This window comes from Microbacterium sp. LWH3-1.2, assembly GCF_040675855.1.
GTDB lineage: Bacteria > Actinomycetota > Actinomycetes > Actinomycetales > Microbacteriaceae > Microbacterium.
The window spans coordinates 1,861,076-1,877,726 of record NZ_JBEGIK010000001.1; the positions used below are offsets into that span (position 1 = coordinate 1,861,076).

Annotated in this window: 14 protein-coding genes; 4 read left to right on the forward strand and 10 right to left on the reverse strand. The window is 71.5% G+C overall.

Translation table 11 applies throughout. The features are described 5' to 3' along the window. Positions 1–70 precede the first annotated feature (70 nt). The 3 genes from MRBLWH3_RS08605 to MRBLWH3_RS08615 all read left to right on the forward strand — a co-directional run bounded on the left by MRBLWH3_RS08605 (position 71) and on the right by MRBLWH3_RS08615 (position 2,970). Positions 71–472 (forward strand): cytidine deaminase, encoded by a 402-nt coding sequence (locus MRBLWH3_RS08605; protein WP_363430557.1) that lies wholly within the window; start codon positions 71–73, stop codon positions 470–472. Beyond that, positions 469–1,761 (forward strand): thymidine phosphorylase, encoded by a 1,293-nt coding sequence (locus MRBLWH3_RS08610; RefSeq protein ID WP_363430559.1) that lies wholly within the window; start codon positions 469–471, stop codon positions 1,759–1,761. The genes MRBLWH3_RS08605 and MRBLWH3_RS08610 overlap by 4 nt, the downstream gene beginning before the upstream one ends. Before the next feature lie 93 nt (positions 1,762–1,854). Then, the gene (locus tag MRBLWH3_RS08615) at positions 1,855–2,970 is read left to right on the forward strand and encodes an adenosine deaminase (RefSeq protein WP_363430562.1); all 1,116 of its coding nucleotides are present in this window, start codon (positions 1,855–1,857) and stop codon (positions 2,968–2,970) included. 270 nt (positions 2,971–3,240) lie between these two features. Here the strand turns inward: MRBLWH3_RS08615 and MRBLWH3_RS08620 are convergent, their stop codons facing one another. From MRBLWH3_RS08620 to MRBLWH3_RS08645, 6 genes are all read right to left on the reverse strand, one after another. After that, entirely contained in the window at positions 3,241–4,395 is a 1,155-nt protein-coding gene (locus MRBLWH3_RS08620; RefSeq protein WP_363430564.1) for a mannitol-1-phosphate 5-dehydrogenase, read from the reverse strand. After that, on the reverse strand, positions 4,395–4,832 hold the full coding sequence (locus MRBLWH3_RS08625) for a PTS sugar transporter subunit IIA (RefSeq protein ID WP_342001032.1): 438 nt from the start codon (positions 4,830–4,832) through the stop codon (positions 4,395–4,397). Before MRBLWH3_RS08625 ends, MRBLWH3_RS08620 begins: the two co-directional genes overlap by 1 nt. Before the next feature lie 150 nt (positions 4,833–4,982). Beyond that, complete coding sequence (locus MRBLWH3_RS08630) at positions 4,983–6,542, reverse strand: PTS mannitol transporter subunit IICB (protein ID WP_363430566.1); 1,560 nt, start codon at positions 6,540–6,542, stop codon at positions 4,983–4,985. Between the two features lie 47 nt (positions 6,543–6,589). Beyond that, entirely contained in the window at positions 6,590–8,245 is a 1,656-nt protein-coding gene (gene ptsP / locus MRBLWH3_RS08635; protein WP_363430568.1) for a phosphoenolpyruvate--protein phosphotransferase, read from the reverse strand. A 2-nt stretch (positions 8,246–8,247) separates the two neighbouring features. After that, a complete protein-coding gene (locus MRBLWH3_RS08640) occupies positions 8,248–8,526 on the reverse strand; it encodes an HPr family phosphocarrier protein (RefSeq protein ID WP_363430571.1) in 279 nt (92 codons plus the stop codon). 42 nt (positions 8,527–8,568) lie between these two features. Next, the gene (locus MRBLWH3_RS08645) at positions 8,569–8,925 is read right to left on the reverse strand and encodes a PTS sugar transporter subunit IIB (protein WP_363430574.1); all 357 of its coding nucleotides are present in this window, start codon (positions 8,923–8,925) and stop codon (positions 8,569–8,571) included. A 206-nt stretch (positions 8,926–9,131) separates the two neighbouring features. Between MRBLWH3_RS08645 and MRBLWH3_RS08650 the strand changes: the two genes are divergently transcribed. Further along, positions 9,132–11,069, forward strand: a complete 1,938-nt coding sequence (locus MRBLWH3_RS08650; protein ID WP_363430577.1) for a BglG family transcription antiterminator — start codon at positions 9,132–9,134, stop codon at positions 11,067–11,069. A gap of 292 nt (positions 11,070–11,361) precedes the next feature. Here MRBLWH3_RS08650 and MRBLWH3_RS08655 read toward each other — a convergent pair whose 3' ends face one another. The 4 genes from MRBLWH3_RS08655 to MRBLWH3_RS08670 form a co-directional block, all read right to left on the reverse strand. Beyond that, entirely contained in the window at positions 11,362–12,312 is a 951-nt protein-coding gene (locus tag MRBLWH3_RS08655; protein ID WP_363430580.1) for a hypothetical protein, read from the reverse strand. 407 nt (positions 12,313–12,719) lie between these two features. Then, the gene (locus MRBLWH3_RS08660; protein WP_363435393.1) at positions 12,720–13,304 is read right to left on the reverse strand and encodes a GNAT family N-acetyltransferase; all 585 of its coding nucleotides are present in this window, start codon (positions 13,302–13,304) and stop codon (positions 12,720–12,722) included. A gap of 351 nt (positions 13,305–13,655) precedes the next feature. After that, on the reverse strand, positions 13,656–15,770 hold the full coding sequence (locus MRBLWH3_RS08665) for a phospho-sugar mutase (RefSeq protein ID WP_363430582.1): 2,115 nt from the start codon (positions 15,768–15,770) through the stop codon (positions 13,656–13,658). A gap of 11 nt (positions 15,771–15,781) precedes the next feature. Next, a complete protein-coding gene (locus MRBLWH3_RS08670; RefSeq protein WP_363430585.1) occupies positions 15,782–16,615 on the reverse strand; it encodes a purine-nucleoside phosphorylase in 834 nt (277 codons plus the stop codon). Positions 16,616–16,651 lie beyond the last annotated feature (36 nt).

Genomic DNA, 16,651 nt, shown 5'->3' on the forward strand with positions numbered 1-16,651 from the left:
CCGACGACTGCCGGGGAGCGGCATCCGTAGACCCTCCTGATGCCCGAACCCCCGCGAACGGAGCGCGCTCATGACCGATATCGACTGGGATGAGCTGCGCGCCGCGGCGACGGACGCGATGCAGCGGGCGTACGCTCCGTACTCGCGCTACAAGGTCGGCGCCGCGGCACTCGTGACCGACGGGCGCATCGTCACCGGGTGCAACGTCGAGAACGCGTCGTACGGCATCAGCCTCTGCGCGGAGTGCGGTCTCGTGAGCGAACTCGCGAACTCGGGCGGCGGAAGCCTCGTGGCGTTCGTGTGCGTCAACGGGCACGGCGACACGATCATGCCGTGCGGCCGCTGCCGGCAGCTGCTGTACGAGTTCGCGATCCCCGGCATGCTGCTCGAGACGGTGTCAGGCATCCGCACCATCGACGAGGTGCTGCCCGACGCGTTCGGGCCGCGCGACCTCGAGGAGGCGGCGCGATGACCGCTGTCGAGGCGTTCGACGCGGTCGACGTCATCCGCGCGAAGCGCGACGGCGGGGCAGTCCCCGAGCCTGCGCTCCGCTGGATGGTCGACGCCTACACGCGCGGCTACGTCGCCGACACGCAGATGGCCGCCTTCGCGATGGCGGTGCTCCTCAACGGGATGACGCGCGACGAGATCCGCGTCATGACCGACGCGATGATCGCATCGGGGGAGCGGATGAGCTTCGCGGGCCTCGGCAAGCCGACCGTCGACAAGCACTCCACGGGCGGCGTCGGCGACAAGATCACGCTTCCTCTTGCGCCACTCGTGGCGAGCTTCGGCGTCGCCGTGCCGCAGCTGTCGGGCCGCGGGCTCGGCCACACCGGCGGCACGCTCGACAAGCTCGAGGCGATCCCCGGCTGGCGTGCGGCACTCTCGAACGACGAGATGTTCGCGCAGCTGCGCGATGTGGGCGCCGTCATCTGCGCCGCGGGCTCCGGCCTCGCGCCCGCCGACAAGAAGTTGTACGCGTTGCGCGACGTCACCGGCACGGTCGAGGCGATCCCGCTCATCGCCTCGAGCATCATGTCGAAGAAGATCGCCGAGGGCACCGGCGCGCTCGTGCTCGACGTGAAGTTCGGCTCCGGCGCCTTCATGAGCGATGTCGACCGCGCGCGCGAGCTCGCCCGCACGATGGTCGCCCTCGGCACCGATTCGGGAGTCTCGACGACGGCACTGCTCACCGACATGAACACCCCGCTCGGCCTCGCCATCGGCAACGCCAACGAGGTGCGCGAGTCGGTCGAGGTGCTCGCCGGCGGTGGCCCTGCCGACGTGGTCGAACTGACGGTGGCGCTCGCCCGCGAGATGCTGGCGCTCGCGGGTCAGCCCGATGCCGATGTCGAGGCCGCCCTGCAGGACGGCCGCGCGATGGACGCCTGGCGGGCGATGATCGTCGCGCAGGACGGGGACCCGGATGCCGCCCTCCCGACCCCGAACGAGACCCACACGGTCACGGCGACCGAAGGCGGCTTCGTCACCGGCATCGAGGCCCTCCCGTTCGGCATCGCCGCGTGGCGCTTGGGTGCTGGGCGCGCGCGAGCGCAGGACCCCGTGCTGCACGCCGCGGGCATCGACCTTCACGTGAAGCCCGGCGATCAGGTGACCGCCGGTCAGCCCCTGTTCACCTTGCTCGGCGAGGATGCCTCCCGGTTCGACCGGGCCCTCGAGGCCCTCGAGGGCGCGTGGGAGATCGGCCCGGACGCACCGGAGCGCACTCCTCTCGTCCTGGAACGCATCACGGCCTAGGCTGGGGCAGTCCCGCGCCGGAACCCGACGCGACGCCCGGGCCGCAGCATCCGTCCACATCCCCCACTCGCGATCGCAATCGAGGAGACCCCCATGCCCATCGACCAGCACGGCGACGCCATCCTCGACGGAGTGTCCCTTCGCGGCCTGCCCAAGGTCTCGCTGCACGACCACCTCGACGGCGGACTGCGCCCCGCGACGATCATCGAGCTGGCCGACGAGATCGGGCTCGAGGTTCCCGAGTCCGACCCCGACGACCTCGCGGACTGGTTCGCCGAGAAGAGCGACTCGGGCTCGCTCGTCGAGTACCTGAAGACGTTCGACCTCACGACCGCGGTCATGCAGACCCGCGAGGGACTCACGCGCGTCGCGCGCGAGTTCGTCGAAGACCTGGCTGCCGACGGCGTGATCTACGGCGAGGTGCGCTGGGCGCCCGAGCAGCACCTCGCCCGCGGGCTGTCGCTCGACGAGGTCGTCGCCGCCGTGCAGGAGGGCATCGAGGAGGGCGAGGACGCGGCCGAGCGCCGGGGTCAGGACATCCGCGTCGGGCAGCTCATCACCGCGATGCGCCACGCCGACCGCTCGCTCGAGATCGCGCGGCTGGCCGTGCAATGGCGCAATCGTGGCGCCGTCGGCTTCGACATCGCAGGCGCCGAGGACGGCTTCCCGGCCTCGAACCACCGCACCGCGTTCGACTACCTCGCCTCGGAGTTCTTCCCGGTCACCGTGCACGCCGGCGAGGCGGCGGGCCTCGACTCGATCCGCTCGGCCCTCATCGACGGCCGCGCCCTGCGCCTCGGCCACGGCGTGCGCCTCGCCGAGGACCTCGAGGTCGTCTCGCGCGCCGGCGAAGAGGTGCTCGTGCAGTTCGGCGACCTGGCGCGCTGGGTGCGCGACCGCGAGATCCCGCTCGAGCTGTCGCCCTCGTCGAACCTCCAGACCGGCGCGATCGAGCGCTGGGGCACCACTCTCGAGGACCACCCCTTCGACTTGCTCTACCAGCTCGGGTTCTCGGTCACGGTGAACGTCGACAACCGCACGATGAGCCGCACCTCGCTCACGCGCGAGCTGGCTCTCCTCGCCGAGACCTTCGAGTACGGCCTCGACGACCTCGAGGCCTTCCAGCTCAACGCCGCCGCCGGCGCCTTCCTCCCGGTGGAGGAGCGCGAGGAGCTGATCGACCTCATCGCCGACGGCTTCGACGCGTAGTCCCTTCGGTTCAGGAGACCGATGCCGCGTCTGGCGCGAGCCCGGTGAACGTCGATCGCGGCCCGGCGTCGAGGAGGCCAGTCTGAGCCACGGCCCGATGATGACGACGGTGACCCCGTCCCCGACGAGACCCGACACCTTGTACGCGGAGGCCGAAGGATCGACTTTGGCGCCCGGGCGCCGGGTTTGGGGCGCGTCCCGGGCGTTCGGGGCGCACACGATGCGCCCCGAACGCACGCGGTGCGCCCCAAACCCCGAGGATCCGGGTGCTCAGACCCCGAGCTCGGCCTGCCGGGCGGCGACGACGGCCTCCACCTTCGGGAACAGCGGATGCTGCGGCTCGAGGCCCGTGACCGACGCGGTGAACGACGCGGCATCCTGTTCCCGCAGCATCCGCTGCAGGTCCACCGACTGGGTGTCCTCGGTGTCGTCGAAAGCGAGGGCCGCGCCCATCGCGGCGACCAGCGCGTCGACTCCGAGGCCGCGCTCTGCCGCCTCGGCCGCGGGGCCGACGAACCGCTCGTGCCGCGAGAGCTTGCGCAACGGCTGGCGGCCGACGCGCCACACCGTGTCGGGCAGGGCCTTGTTGCGGAAGCGACCGAGGATCGTCGCGCGGTAGTCCGCCAGCGACGAGGCGTCGAGCCCGTGCTTGGCCTCCAGCAGCGCCGAGGTCTCCTCGAGAGCGGCCTCGACACGTGACGCAATCTCGGGATCGGCGAGCGCCCCGGCGATGCCCTCGACCCCGGCTTGAGCGCCGAAGTACGCGGTGGCCGCGTGCCCGGTGTTGACGGTGAAGAGCTTGCGCTCGATGTACGGCGCGAGATCGTCGACGAAGTGTGCGCCGGGGATGTTCGGCGGGTCGTCGCCGAAGGGCGGCCGCTCGATCGCCCACTCGAAGAACGGCTCGACGGTGACGTCGACGCCTGCGCCCTCCGGTTGGGCCGGCACGATCCGGTCGACGGCGGTGTTGGCGAACACCGCGCGCGCCGCGAGTGCGTCCCATGCGTCCCCGGCGAGCGCCTTGATCTCGTCACGGAGGAGGTCGGTCGCGTTGATCGCGTTCTCGCACGCCATGATCTGCAGCGGCGGGCTCGACGGGTCGCGCAGCGCGAGCCCGGCCAGGATATGAGGGGCGACGAACTTCAGGATCGTCGGTCCCACCGCCGTCGTGACGACGTTCGCCCCGGCGATCTCGTCGATGACCTTGTCGGGGTGCTCGGCGCTGTTGATGGCCGTGAAGCCCGTGACCAGCGTGTCGCGACCGCCCTCGCCCACCTCGTGCACCGTGTAGCGGGACACGTGGTTGATCGCGTCGACGAGCGGTGCGGCGACGTCCGAGAAGACGAGTTCGTACCCGCCCTCGTGCAGGAGCAGCCCGACGAACCCCCGCCCGATGTTGCCGGCCCCGAAGTGGACGGCCTTCATCAGACGCCCGCCGCCGACACCAGGCCGAACAGCTCCTCCGGCGTCTGGGCGGTCTTGAGACGTTCGACCTCGTCCTCGTCCGAGAACAGGATCGCGATCTGCGACAGGATCTCGAGGTGTTCGTCGCCCTTGCCGGCGATGCCGATCACGAAGGTCACGGGGTTGCCGTCCCAGTCCACACCGCCGTCGTAGCGCACCACCGACAGGGCCGATTCGAGGATCTCGCCCTTGGTCTCGTTGGTGCCGTGGGGGATCGCGAGCTCGTTGCCCATGTACGTCGACACGGTCTGCTCGCGCTGGAGCATCGCGTCGTAGTAGGCACCGGTGACGGCGCCCGCCGACTGCAGGATGTCCGCCGCCTCCCGCATCGCCTCGTCGCGCGACGCGCTCCCGGAGTGGATCCGCACCTGGCCGATGCTCAGAACCTCGCGTGCCATGTTCTCGCCTTTCTCGTCGTTCGTCTCTTGTGTCGCCGGGAGATACGGATGCCGCGACCCGCCGCCTGTTCCGAACAGCGGGGCGCGGCCGTGCCGAGGGCGGTGGGACCGGGGGCGTTGACGGCCCGCCCGGCCCCACCGCGGTCTCAGCTATGCAGTTCCATCCTCGTGCTGGGTGCGGACAAGGTCCACGACCTCGTCGTACCGCGGCGAGTTCATGAAGTTGTCGACCGACACGTGCACCGAGTTCGGCGTCTTCTGCCGTGCGCGATCCGTGAGCTGGTTCTGCGTGATCACCAGGTCGGCCGACGCGTCCAGGGCCGCGATCGCCTTGTTGGTGACCGTGACGTCCTCGATGCCCGCCTTCTTGATCTTGTTGCGCAGGACGCTCGCGCCCATGGCCGACGAACCCATGCCCGCGTCGCACGCGAACACGATGTTCTTGATCTCGCGCTCGGTCATCGTGGCCGGCTCGATGCCGCCGTCGGCGCTCGTGGCGGCGCCGCTGCGCAGGCCGTCCAGTGCCGCCGACGACTTGCCCTTGGCCGCCGCGGTCTGCGTGATCGCCGCGCCGAAGGCGTCGTCGGTGGCGGCCATCGCCTCGAGGTCGCGCTTGCGGGATGCCCGCAGGATGACCCACGAGATGAGGAATGTCACGGTGGCGGCCAGCACCACCGAGAGCAGGACCGCGACATAGGAGTTGTTCGCGACTTGGGCGATCACCGCGAAGATGCTGCCCGGTGCGGCCGGGGCTCGGAGAGCGCCGCCCAGGAGCATGTTCGTCGTGACGCCGGTCATGCCGCCCGCGATCAGCGCGAGGATCAGCATCGGCTTCATCAGCGCGTAGGGGAAGTACACCTCGTGGATGCCGCCGAAGAACTGGATCACCGCGGCGCCCGGGGCGGACGCGCGTGCGGCGCCGATGCCGAAGAACGTGAACGCGAGGAGCAGCCCCACACCGGGGCCGGGGTTGGCTTCGAGCAGGAACAGGATCGACGATCCGGTCTCGGCGGACTGTTGGATGCCGAGCGGCGTGAGCACGCCGTGGTTGATGGCGTTGTTCAGGAAGAACACCTTCGCGGGCTCGATGATGATGCTCGTGAGCGGCAGCAGGTTCATCGAGACGAGCCAGTCCACCGCATTGCTCAGCACCTGCATGATGCCGTTGACGAGCCATGCGATCGGGTAGAACCCGATGATCGCGAGCACGAAGCCCCAGATGCCCGCCGAGAACATGTTCACGAGCATCTCGAAGCCGGCCCGGATCTTGCCCTCCCACAGGCTGTCCAGCCACCGCATCGTGTAGGCGCAGATCGGGGCCATGATCATCGCGCCGATGAACATGTGCACCTGGCCGAGCTGGTTGTCGGCCGGCAGGTCGGCGTTGATCTGCGCGATCAGGTAGTCCGACCCGGCGATGGCGCCGAACGTCCCGATCGAGGCGACCACGCCGCCGCGCACGCCGTAGATGATGCTGCCGCCGGTATACGCGATGAGGATCGGCAGGAGGTAGTGGATGAAGGGACCCACCAGCGTCGCGAGCGCCGGGACCGGGGTCCAGCCGACCGCGATGAAGAACGCGGTGAAGATGCCCCACGCGATGAGCGCGGGGATGTTCGGCATGATCATGCCGGACAGGAACGTGCCGAAGCGCTGAACTCCGACTCGCGCCCTGCTGGTGCCCGAGGCGGGCACTGACGCCGTTGTCATTTTGCTGTCTCCCTTGTGTGTGTGGGTGTCCAGGCCGTCACGACGGCCTATCGTGTGGCCGCCCGCTGGGCTGCGGACCGGGCGGATGCCGCGTCGTTCGCGGCGAGTGCGGCCGAGGCGATGTCGCGTGCCTGGGCGATGGTGTGCTGCAGGAGTGTGGCGCGCACGTCGGCGAGCGCCGTGGGTGCCATGGACAGGCTCGTCGCACCCAGGCCGACGAGCACGACGGCGAGCAGGGGATCTGCCGCCGCCTCACCGCAGATGCCGACCGGCTTGCCGTTCGCGACGCCGGCTTCGCCGACCTCGCGGATCAGGCGCAGCACCGCCGGGTGCCACGGGTCCTGGAACGACGCGACCGACCCGAGGAGTCGGTCTGCGGCGAGCGTGTACTGCGTGAGGTCGTTGGTGCCGATGGAGGCGAAGTCCGCGCCCACCAGGATGCGGTCGGCGAGCAGTGCCGAGGACGGCACCTCCACCATGACGCCGGCGGTCTTGATGCCGTAGTCGCGCGCGAGATCGACGAAGTAGTCCGTCTCCTCGACCGTGGCGATCATCGGCGCCATGACCCAGAGGTCGGCGTCGGTGGCGGCATCCGCTTCGGCAAGGGCCGTGAGCTGCTCGCGCAGGATGTCCTCGCTGGCGCGGAGGGCACGGATGCCGCGGAGCCCGAGCGCGGGGTTCTCCTCGTGCGCGTCGTTGAGGAACGCGAGCGGCTTGTCGGCGCCGGCGTCGAGCACCCGGACGACGACCTTCTTGCCCGGGAACGCGGCGAGCAGCTTCGTGTACGCCTCGCGCTGCTGCTCGACGGTGGGTGCCTGGTTCGAGCTCAGGAACAGGAACTCGGTGCGGAACAGGCCCACGCCCTCGGCGCCCAGCGCGACCGCGTCGGCGGCGCCCTCCGGGTTGCCGAGGTTCGCCAGCAGCGGGACCGGGGTGCCGTCCGCGAGGGCGCCGTCGGTGATCGGCGCCGATGCCTGCGCGGCGCGGGCGTCGGCGCGGTTCTGCGCCCGCTCGAGCTCGGCGGCAGTCGGTTCGGTCGTCACGACGCCGGCGGCGGCATCCACGATCACGGTCTCGCCGTCGCGCAGCCCGGTCGCCGAGGTGGCGCCGACGATCGCGACGATCGACTTCTCCCGCGCGAGGATCGCGGTGTGGGAGGTCGGCCCGCCCTCCGTGGTCACCAGGGCGAGCACCTTGTCGAGGTCGAGGAGTGCCGTGTCGGCCGGCGCGAGATCTTTCGCCACGAGGACGAACGGATGCCCCGGATCGGGCACACCCGGAGCCGGGACGCCGCGGAGCCGGGCGATCACGCGCTGGGCGACGTCGTCGAGGTCGGCCGCGCGCTCGCCGAGGTAGCCGCCCATCGCGGTGAGCTGGTCGCGGAACGACGCGAACGCGTCGAACACGGCGAACTCGCCTGTCTTGCCCTGGCCGAGGCGGGCGCCGATCTCGTCGTCGAGGGTCGGGTCCTCGGCCATCATCGCCTGCGCCTCGAGCACCTCCTGCGCGGCGCCTCCGGCTTGCGCGCCGCGGGCCTCGAGCTCGCGTGCGACGGCGGCGACGGCATCCGCCACACGCGCCTTCTCCTCGTCGGCGCTGAGCGTGCTCGGCGCGTCGGACGGCGCCGCCGCGGGCTCGGCCATGCGTGCGACGGGTCCCTGAGCGACGCCCAGTCCGATGCCGACACCTCGCAGTTCGGTCATGTTCAGCCCTCCGCGTCGTGGTCGGTGGTGAGCAGTTCCGCGAGCGTGTCGAGCGTCGACTCGGCGCCGTCGCCGTCCGCGATGAGGGTCACGTAGTCGCCCTGCTCGACGCCCAGCGCGATCACGCCGAGGATGCTCGCCGCGTTGACCGGGCTTCCCGCATCCTTCGCGATGGTGATCGGGATGCCGGCATCCTTCGCCGCCTGTGCGAACAGCTTCGCCGGACGCGCGTGCAGACCGTGCGCCGATCCGATCCGGACGGTGCGGGAGATGGGTGGCATGTCGTGACCTCTCTGTCTGTTCCTGGTTCGTCGCGGGGGAGTTCATTCGTGGAGGGGAGGCGGCGCCGCATCCGCGGCCGGGAGCGGCCCCCCGGCGCTCCCGATCGCGGCGCGGACCAGCGCGAGCGTCCGCGTGCCGTCCCGGTCTCCGAAGATGTCGGGCGGCAGCAGCACCACTGTCGTACCTCGCGCGGCGGCATCCCGTTCTATGCGCTCGAGCGCATGGAGCAGGTGCGGACCCACGAGGACGACGTCGGCGGCATCGAGATCGATCGGAAGCGACTGCTCGGTGCCGGCGAAGGCGGAATAGTCGAGTCCCTCTGCATGGGCTGCGTGACGGACGCGCTGAGCGACGAAGGTGCTCGAGGCACCCGCTCCGCAGACCACCAGGATCCTCATCGATCCGCCTCCTCTTTTGCCATTCTTGTGAGAACGCTGGGAGGGGACAACCACTCCTTCTTCCGCAGGGGCGGAAACGATGGGGCGTCGGCGGCCGCCGACCCGGGCGCGTCCCCCGGTCGTTGAGCGAGCGAGGAACGAGCGAGTCGGAACGCGCTGGGTGTCCGGGCGGCCTCGGGCACCGCCGCGCGTGGTTGACTGGGCGTGTGACCCGAGCCCGGCAAGATCGTGTGCTCGGACTGCTCCTGCGCGACGGCGACTGGGTCACGGCATCCGCTCTCGCCGACGCGCTGGGCGTGACTCCGCGCAGCATCCGGTCCTACGTGAACGCCGTGAACGCCCGCGTGGCGCCGGGCGTGGCGGTCGAGTCCGGCCCGCAGGGCTACCGCGCCGGATCAGACGCCGGTGCGGCGCTCCGGGCCGGCGGCGACACCGGCACACCGCGCGACCGGCTGCACACACTGGTGCGGGCACTCCTCGATGCCCCCGACGGCATCGACGTGTTCGAGACCGCCGACGCGCTGCACGTCTCGCCCGCCACCCTCGACGCCGACCTGGCCCGCGTCCGCGGGCTGCTGGGCGGCACCGAGCTGACGCTCGAGCGCTCCGCGTCCCGTGCGCGGCTGCGCGGCACCGAGGGCGCGCAGCGGCGGCTGCTCAGCAAGCTCGCCCACGACGAGATGGATGCCGGATCCTTCGATCTGACTGCGCTCCGCCGCACGCTCGGCGAGGGGTCGGTCGGCGCGCAGGCGTTCGGCCCGTTCAAGACCGAGCTCGTGGCACGCCTCGGCGAGCTGGGCTGGTTCGTCAACGAATTCGGCATCGCCGACGTCGTGATGCACATCGCGATCGCTGCCGACCGCACCTCGCGCGACCGCCCGCTCGACGCCGTCGGCGACGCCGTGGGGCAGCGACCGACCCACAGCCAGGTCGCCGAGATCATCGCGGAGCTGTCCGAGCGCCACCTCGGCGTGCGGCTCGGCAGCGCCGATCTGCAGCACCTCGCGACGCTGGTGCTGACGCGCGTGGTCGCGCCCGACGGGCACGAGGATGGAGCATCCGCGGCGGCATCGTCGTCCCTCGATCCCGAGGTCGAGGCCGTCGTGCGGGAGGTCGTGACGGCTGCCGCCGAAGAGTTCCTCGTCGACATCGCGCACGACGACTTCGTCGCACGGCTCGCACTCCACGTGCAGAACCTGCTGCACCGCGCGCGCGAGCAGGCGTGGTCGCGCAACCCGCTGACGCGGTCGCTGAAGTCGACGTACCCCATGATCTTCGAGGTCGCGGTGTTCATCGCGAGCCGGCTGCAGCAGCGGCTCGGCATTCCCCTGCCGGACGACGAGATCGCGTACATCGCGATGCACGTCGGGGGCCGGCTCGAGCGCAGCCGACGGGCGGACCAGCTCCTCACCGCGACCATCGTGTGCCCCGGCTACTACGACCTGCACGAGCTGCTGCGCTCGAGCGTCGACCGCTCGCTCGGGCAGGCGATCGAGGTCGTCGGCGTCGAGACACGCGTCGACCCCGACTGGGCTTCGATCGACACCGACCTCGTCCTGACCACGATCGACCCGCCGACCGCCACGACCGACCGGATCGTGCGGATCCAGCCGTTCCTCACCGACGCCGACGTCGAGCGGGTGCAGTCCGCGGCCGGCCGCATCCGCCGCTCACGCCGCCTCGCCCGGCTGCGCGCCGAGCTGGAACGCTATTTCGAGCCCTCGGCGTTCGTTCGCGGGTTCGACGAGGCGGTGGGGGAGGAGGGAGTGATCCGCGGGCTCGGCGCGCTGCTCCAGGCCCGCGGCGTCATCGACGCCGAGTACATCGAGCGCACCATCGAGCGCGAGCGCCTGTCGTCGACCGCGTTCACCGACGCCCTGGCCGTGCCGCACGCCCTCGAGATGACGGCGTCCCGCACCGCCATCGCCATCGGTATCGCCGACCCCTCGATCCCGTGGGGCGACGGGCGCGTGCAGGTCGTGGCACTGGTGGCGTTCTCCGAGAGCGACCGCGAGGCGTTCCAGACCGTGTTCGAGCAGTTCGTCGAGGTGTTCAGCGAGCGCGACAGCGTGCAGCGCATCGTGCGCCGCGGCACCGACTTCAACGCCTTCCTCGACGAGCTCGTCGCCGTCATCGACGGCTGAGCCGCAGCATCCGTCCGGGTTCCCTTGCGTCGCCGCTGAGTTCGGGGCGGGCGTTCCCGCGGAGTTCGGGGCGTGCGCGGTGCGCCCCGAGCGACCGCGGTGCGCCCCGAACGACCGCGGTGCGCCCCGACTCCGGACGGGACGGATGCTGCGCGCCGGTGTCGTGTGGGGGTGCGGGGAGCGGGTCGCCGAGGTTCGGGGCGTGCGGCGAACGTTCGGGGCGTGCGCGGTGCGCCCCGAGCGACCGCGGTGCGCCCCGAACGACCGCGGTGCGCCCCGAACCGGGAAGAACTCAGCGACGCGGCCGGATGCTGAAGGCCTCGAGCCGCGTTCGCAGATCGACGACCGTCGCGAGGTGGGGCCATCCCCATCGGGCATAGCTGCGCTGGGTGGTCCCGCGGATCCAGTCCTCCCGTTGCTTCTCCTCGTCGAAGACCTGCGACGACGTTCGGCCGTCGAGGAGCTTCCCGTCGACGTACTTGATCGCTCCGTCGAACTCGCCGAAGGCGTTGGCCTCGTCCAGGCCGAAATCGACGAAGTACGGATGGATGCCTCGCCCAGGCACCGCAACCTGCAGCCCGATGACGCGGAATCCGATCTCGCGGAGCCGGATTCGACTGATGCTCTCGCCCGGCAGTTGTGCACGTCCGTCGGCGAATTCGAGTACGCGGCGAGCGCGTGTGAGCCCATGAGCCGATCGGCCCGCGATCACGAGCACCTCCCGCCGGAACCGCTCCGCCCCGTCGAAGTCGTACTCATGCGGACCGGCGACGAACTGCCGACGGAGCGCGGCGTCGGCGACCGTGACCGCCTGCTCGAACGAGGCCGTGCGGGCGACGTCTGAGATCGTGCGTGCGAGCGAGGTGATCCGCAGTCCGTCGATCTCGACCACGTCATCGTCTCGAAGCTCGCCGCGGTGGCGGATCACGCCACCGGCAGCACCCGGTCGCGAATGCGGCGCGATGACGTGGACCCGCCGTCGATCCGCGCGGTAGAGCGGGAGCCCGTGGGCGGCCGCGGCCGTCTCGTGGGAGACCACCGGAGCGGTCGGCGAGGTCAGCGCCAACGCGTGAGCGCGGGCGATCGCGCGATCTTCGGGCGTTGCGGCATTCCATGCCGCCGTGTCGACGTAGACACCGATTCGGAGCCGCGTGAGCTCCCCGCCGGCGACCGAAGCGGTCAATCGGCGGGATGTCGTCGTTGCCAGGAGCCTGTCGCGTCTGAGAAGGGTGAGGGTCGCCATGACCGCGAGTCTCCGACGTATCGAGCGCACGTGCGGCGTCGGAACCCCGCGTCTGTGGACAAGGCCATCCTGTGGAGGAGGGTCCGCCCCGTGCTCGCAGCATCCGCTCTCCCGTGCTTTTCTGGTTCGGGGCGAGCCGCGAACACTTGGGGCGTGCGACGAGCGCCCCGAACGCTCTGGGCGCGCCCCAAACCCGGAAGACGTCAGCGACTGTCGCCGTGAGGCCGCGCCGGCCCGGCCTTTGCTCCGGGCATTCGAGTCGCGCATCCTACGTTTGGGGCGCGTCGTGATCGTTCGGGGCGCGCGCGGTGCGCCCCGAACGATCACGACGCGCCCCGAACTGGGAGGTCGCCCCGATGCCGGGCCAGGGACCACACGATGAGCGGAACGGATGCTGCCGCCCGAGGTCAGCCGCGGGCGAGGCGCTCCGTGAGGTCGAGGCGCACGGCCGGCCACTCGGTCGGGAGGATCGAGAAGACCACCGTGTCGCGGAGGGTGCCGTCGGGGCCGAGGCGGTGGTTGCGGAGCACGCCGTCCTGTTTGGCGCCGAGGCGCGCGATCGCGGCACGGGACTGGCGGTTGTGCCAGTGCGTGCGGAACTCGACCGCGATGGCTTCGCATTGCTCGAACGCATGGGCGAGCAGCAGCAGCTTCGACGCCGTGTTCACGAAGGTGCGCTGCGCCTCGATCCCGATCCAGGTGTGCCCGATCTCGACGTGCCGGTTCGCCTGGTCGATGTTGCAGAAAGTGGTCTCGCCGACGACCTTCCCCGTGTCGAGCCGGCGCACCGCCCACGGGTTCATGTGACCCTCGTCGCGCCATGTCAGGCGTCGTGCGATGTCGGCCGCGATGCTCTCCGCGCGCGGCACGGACGTATACCAGGTGTGCTCCAGGCCCACCGCCGCTGCGGCCAGGTCGGCCTCGTGCGCGGGGGACAGGGGTTCGAGGCGGACGTGCGCGTTCTCGAGGGTGACCGGCGAGGTGAGGAGCATGCTTCGAGCGTAGAGCTGCAGGCCCGCCGCCCGCGGTGCGGCATGGTGCTCAGCTCGGGGGACGACGGATGCCGCAGGCCGAAGCATCCGTCATCCTCACCTCATCGCCGCCGACCTGACCTTGGTTCGGGGCGCGCGGCGCACACTCGGGGCGCACACCGCGCGCCCCGGACGGACGCGGCCCGCCCCGGACGGACGCGGTGCGCCCCGGACGGACGCGGTGCGCCCCGGACGCACGCCGCGCGCCCCGGACGGACGCGGCCCGCCCCGGACGGACGCGGTGCTCCCCGGACGGACGCGGTGCGCCCCGGACGGACGCGGCGCGCCCCGGACGCCACGGAGGGACGAGCGTCAGCCGCCGTACTCGGCGAGCAGCGCGCGGGCGCCGTCGGCGAGGGCTCCGATGCGCGCGGCGGCGTCGTCGCGGGACTCGCCCCGCACGTCGAGGTAAAGCTTGAGCTTGGGCTCGGTGCCGCTCGGCCGAACGATGACGCGCGAGCCGTCGGCGAGCCACAGGCGCAGCACATCGCCGGGCGGCAGGTCGTCTACGCCGTCGAGAAGATCGTCGATGCGTTCGACGGCGACCTGCCCGACGGATGCCGGATGCCGCTCGCGCAGCGCCGCCATGATGCGGGCGATCTGCGACACGTCCTCGACGCGGATCGACACCTGGTCGCTCGCGAACGCGCCGAACTGCTCGTCGAACTCGGTCAGCAGGTCGCCGACGCCCTCCCCCCGGCCGCGCGCCTCGCTCACCATGCCGAGGATGGCGACGGCGGCCGAGATGCCGTCCTTGTCGCGGACCGTCCCGGGGTTCACGAGGTAGCCGAGGGCCTCCTCGAAGCCGTACACGATGCCCGGCGCACGCGAGATCCACTTGAAGCCGGTGAGCGTCGCATGGAAGTCGAGGCCGTAGTGCTCTGCGACCGCCGCGAGGCCCGGCGACGACACCAGCGAGCATGCGAGCGAGGCTCCCTCGGCGGGTCCGTCGGCGGTGGCGAGCCGGCCGGCGCGCCAGCCGAGCAGGAGGCCGATCTCGTTGCCCGTGAGGCGGCGCCAGCCGCCCTCGGCGGAGTCGTCGGGGATGGCGACCGCGAGGCGGTCTGCGTCGGGGTCGTTGGCGATGACGAGCCCGGCCCCGGCCTCGCGCGCGGCCTCGAAGGCGAGGTCCATCGCCCCCGGCTCCTCCGGGTTCGGGAACGCCACGGTCGGGAATGCGCCGTCGGGCTCGAGCTGTGCCGACACCGGTACCGGCGCCGGGTAGCCTGCGGTCTCGAGGATGCGCGACAGCGTCTCCCAGCCGACCCCGTGCATCGCCGTGTACACCCACGTGAGGCCCTCGGCCCCGGCAGGTGCGGGCGCGACCGCGGCGGTCGCGGCGATGTACTCGTCGATGACGCTCTCGGTGGCGAGCTCGAACCCGAGCGAGCGCGGAATCGTGCTGATGTCGCCGGCCTCCGCCACGCGCTCGATGTGCGCGGCGATCTCGGCGTCGGCGGGCGACACGATCTGCGAGCCGTCGTCGGCCCCGCCGAGGTACACCTTGTAGCCGTTGTCGTCGGGCGGGTTGTGGCTCGCCGTGACCATGACGCCGGCGGCGGCTCCGAAGTGCCGCACCGCGAACGCCAGCACGGGCGTCGGGAGCAGACGCGGCATCAGGATCGCGCGCAGTCCGGCGCCCGCGAAGATCTCGGCGGAGTCGCGCGCGAACACATCGGAGTTGCGACGCCCGTCGTACCCGATCACGACGATCGGAGCATCGTCCAGGATCCCGGGCACCTCCGGCCCCTCGGCCTCGAGCGCGTCGGCCGAGGGCGTTTCGGTGAGCTCGGGCGCCGACGGCTCCGCGAGTTCTTCGGGAACGGATGCTGCGCCCGCATCGTCCGGCGCGGGGGCAGACCCGTCGCCGGCGCCGGCGTCGCGATCTCCCGCTTCTGCTGCGGAGGCAGCATCGGCATCGGCGTGCGCCGGTGCCTCGGCGTCCGCTCTCGCGGGCCCGTCGACCGACTCCACGTCGACGACTTCGCCCGGCGTCTCCTCGCCGGACCCCGCGGGTGCAACCACGAGGTCGTCCGCGGCGTCGTGCGCTGCGGCCGCGGCATCCGTGTCGCCGTCAGGTGTGCGCGACGAGGCCTCGACACCGACCGGCGGGAGCCCCGCCTGCTCGCGCACGTACGCGGCGAGCCCCGCGGCGGCCTGCGCCACGAGCACGCGGTTCATGCGGTTGCTGCCGGCGCCCAGGGCGCCGCGCAGTCCCGCGGTGCCGAACGCGAGGCGCGCCGAGAACCGGTCGGTGAGATCCTCGAGCGCCGCCGGGTTGCCCGACTCGGCGGCCTCGATCAGCGCGCGCAGTTCCGCGCGGGTCTCACCATCGGGGTCCTGTGCGAGCCACCCGTGCGCGTGCGCGAGGACGTCGGCGACGGCATCCGTGCCCGTCGGGACCTCGTCGGGGGCGGGCTCCTGCACGACCCCGATGTTCACAGCGCCCCGATCACGCGGGCCAGCAGCGACGAGATGACCGGCTCGGCCTCGCGGCCGGCGTCGAGCACCTCCTGATGGCTGAGCGGCGTCTTCTGGATGCCCGCGGCCATGTTGGTGATCAGCGAGAGACCGAGGATCTCCATGCCGGCCTGACGCGCGGCGATCGCCTCGAGCGCGGTCGACATGCCCACGATGTGCCCGCCGAACGACTTGACCATCTGGACCTCGGCCGGAGTCTCGTACTGAGGCCCGCGGAACTGCGTGTACACGCCCTCGTCGAGGCTCGGGTCGATGGAGCGCGCGAGGTCGCGGAGCCGCAGCGAGTAGAGGTCGGTGAGGTCGATGAAGGTCGCGCCCTCGAGAGGGGTGTCGCCGGTCATGTTGATGTGGTCGCTGATGAGCACCGGGCGACCGGGGGTCCAGGTGTGCTTGATCCCGCCGGCGCCGTTCGTGAGCACCATCGTGCGCACGCCCGCGGCCGCCGCGGTGCGCACGCTGTGGACGACGCGGCGGACGCCGTAGCCCTCGTAGTAGTGGGTGCGGGCACCGATCACCAGCACGCGACGGCCCTTGGGGGTGACGATGCTGCGCAGGGTCCCCGCGTGGCCGGTGAGGGCCGGCGCGCTGAAGCCGGTCACCTGGGTGGCGGGGAAGGTGGAGGTGGTCTCACCCAGGAGCTCCGCGGCCTTGCCCCAGCCGCTGCCGAGCGTGAGCGCGATGTCGTGACGCTCGACGCCGGTGATGCGGGCGATGTCCTCCGCGGCGGCGGCGGCCACCGCGAAGGGGTCGGCCGTGGGGTCGTCGAGAGGATTGCCGGTGGTGTCTGACATGGGACCACTTTAGGAACGGACGGCGACGAGGGCCAG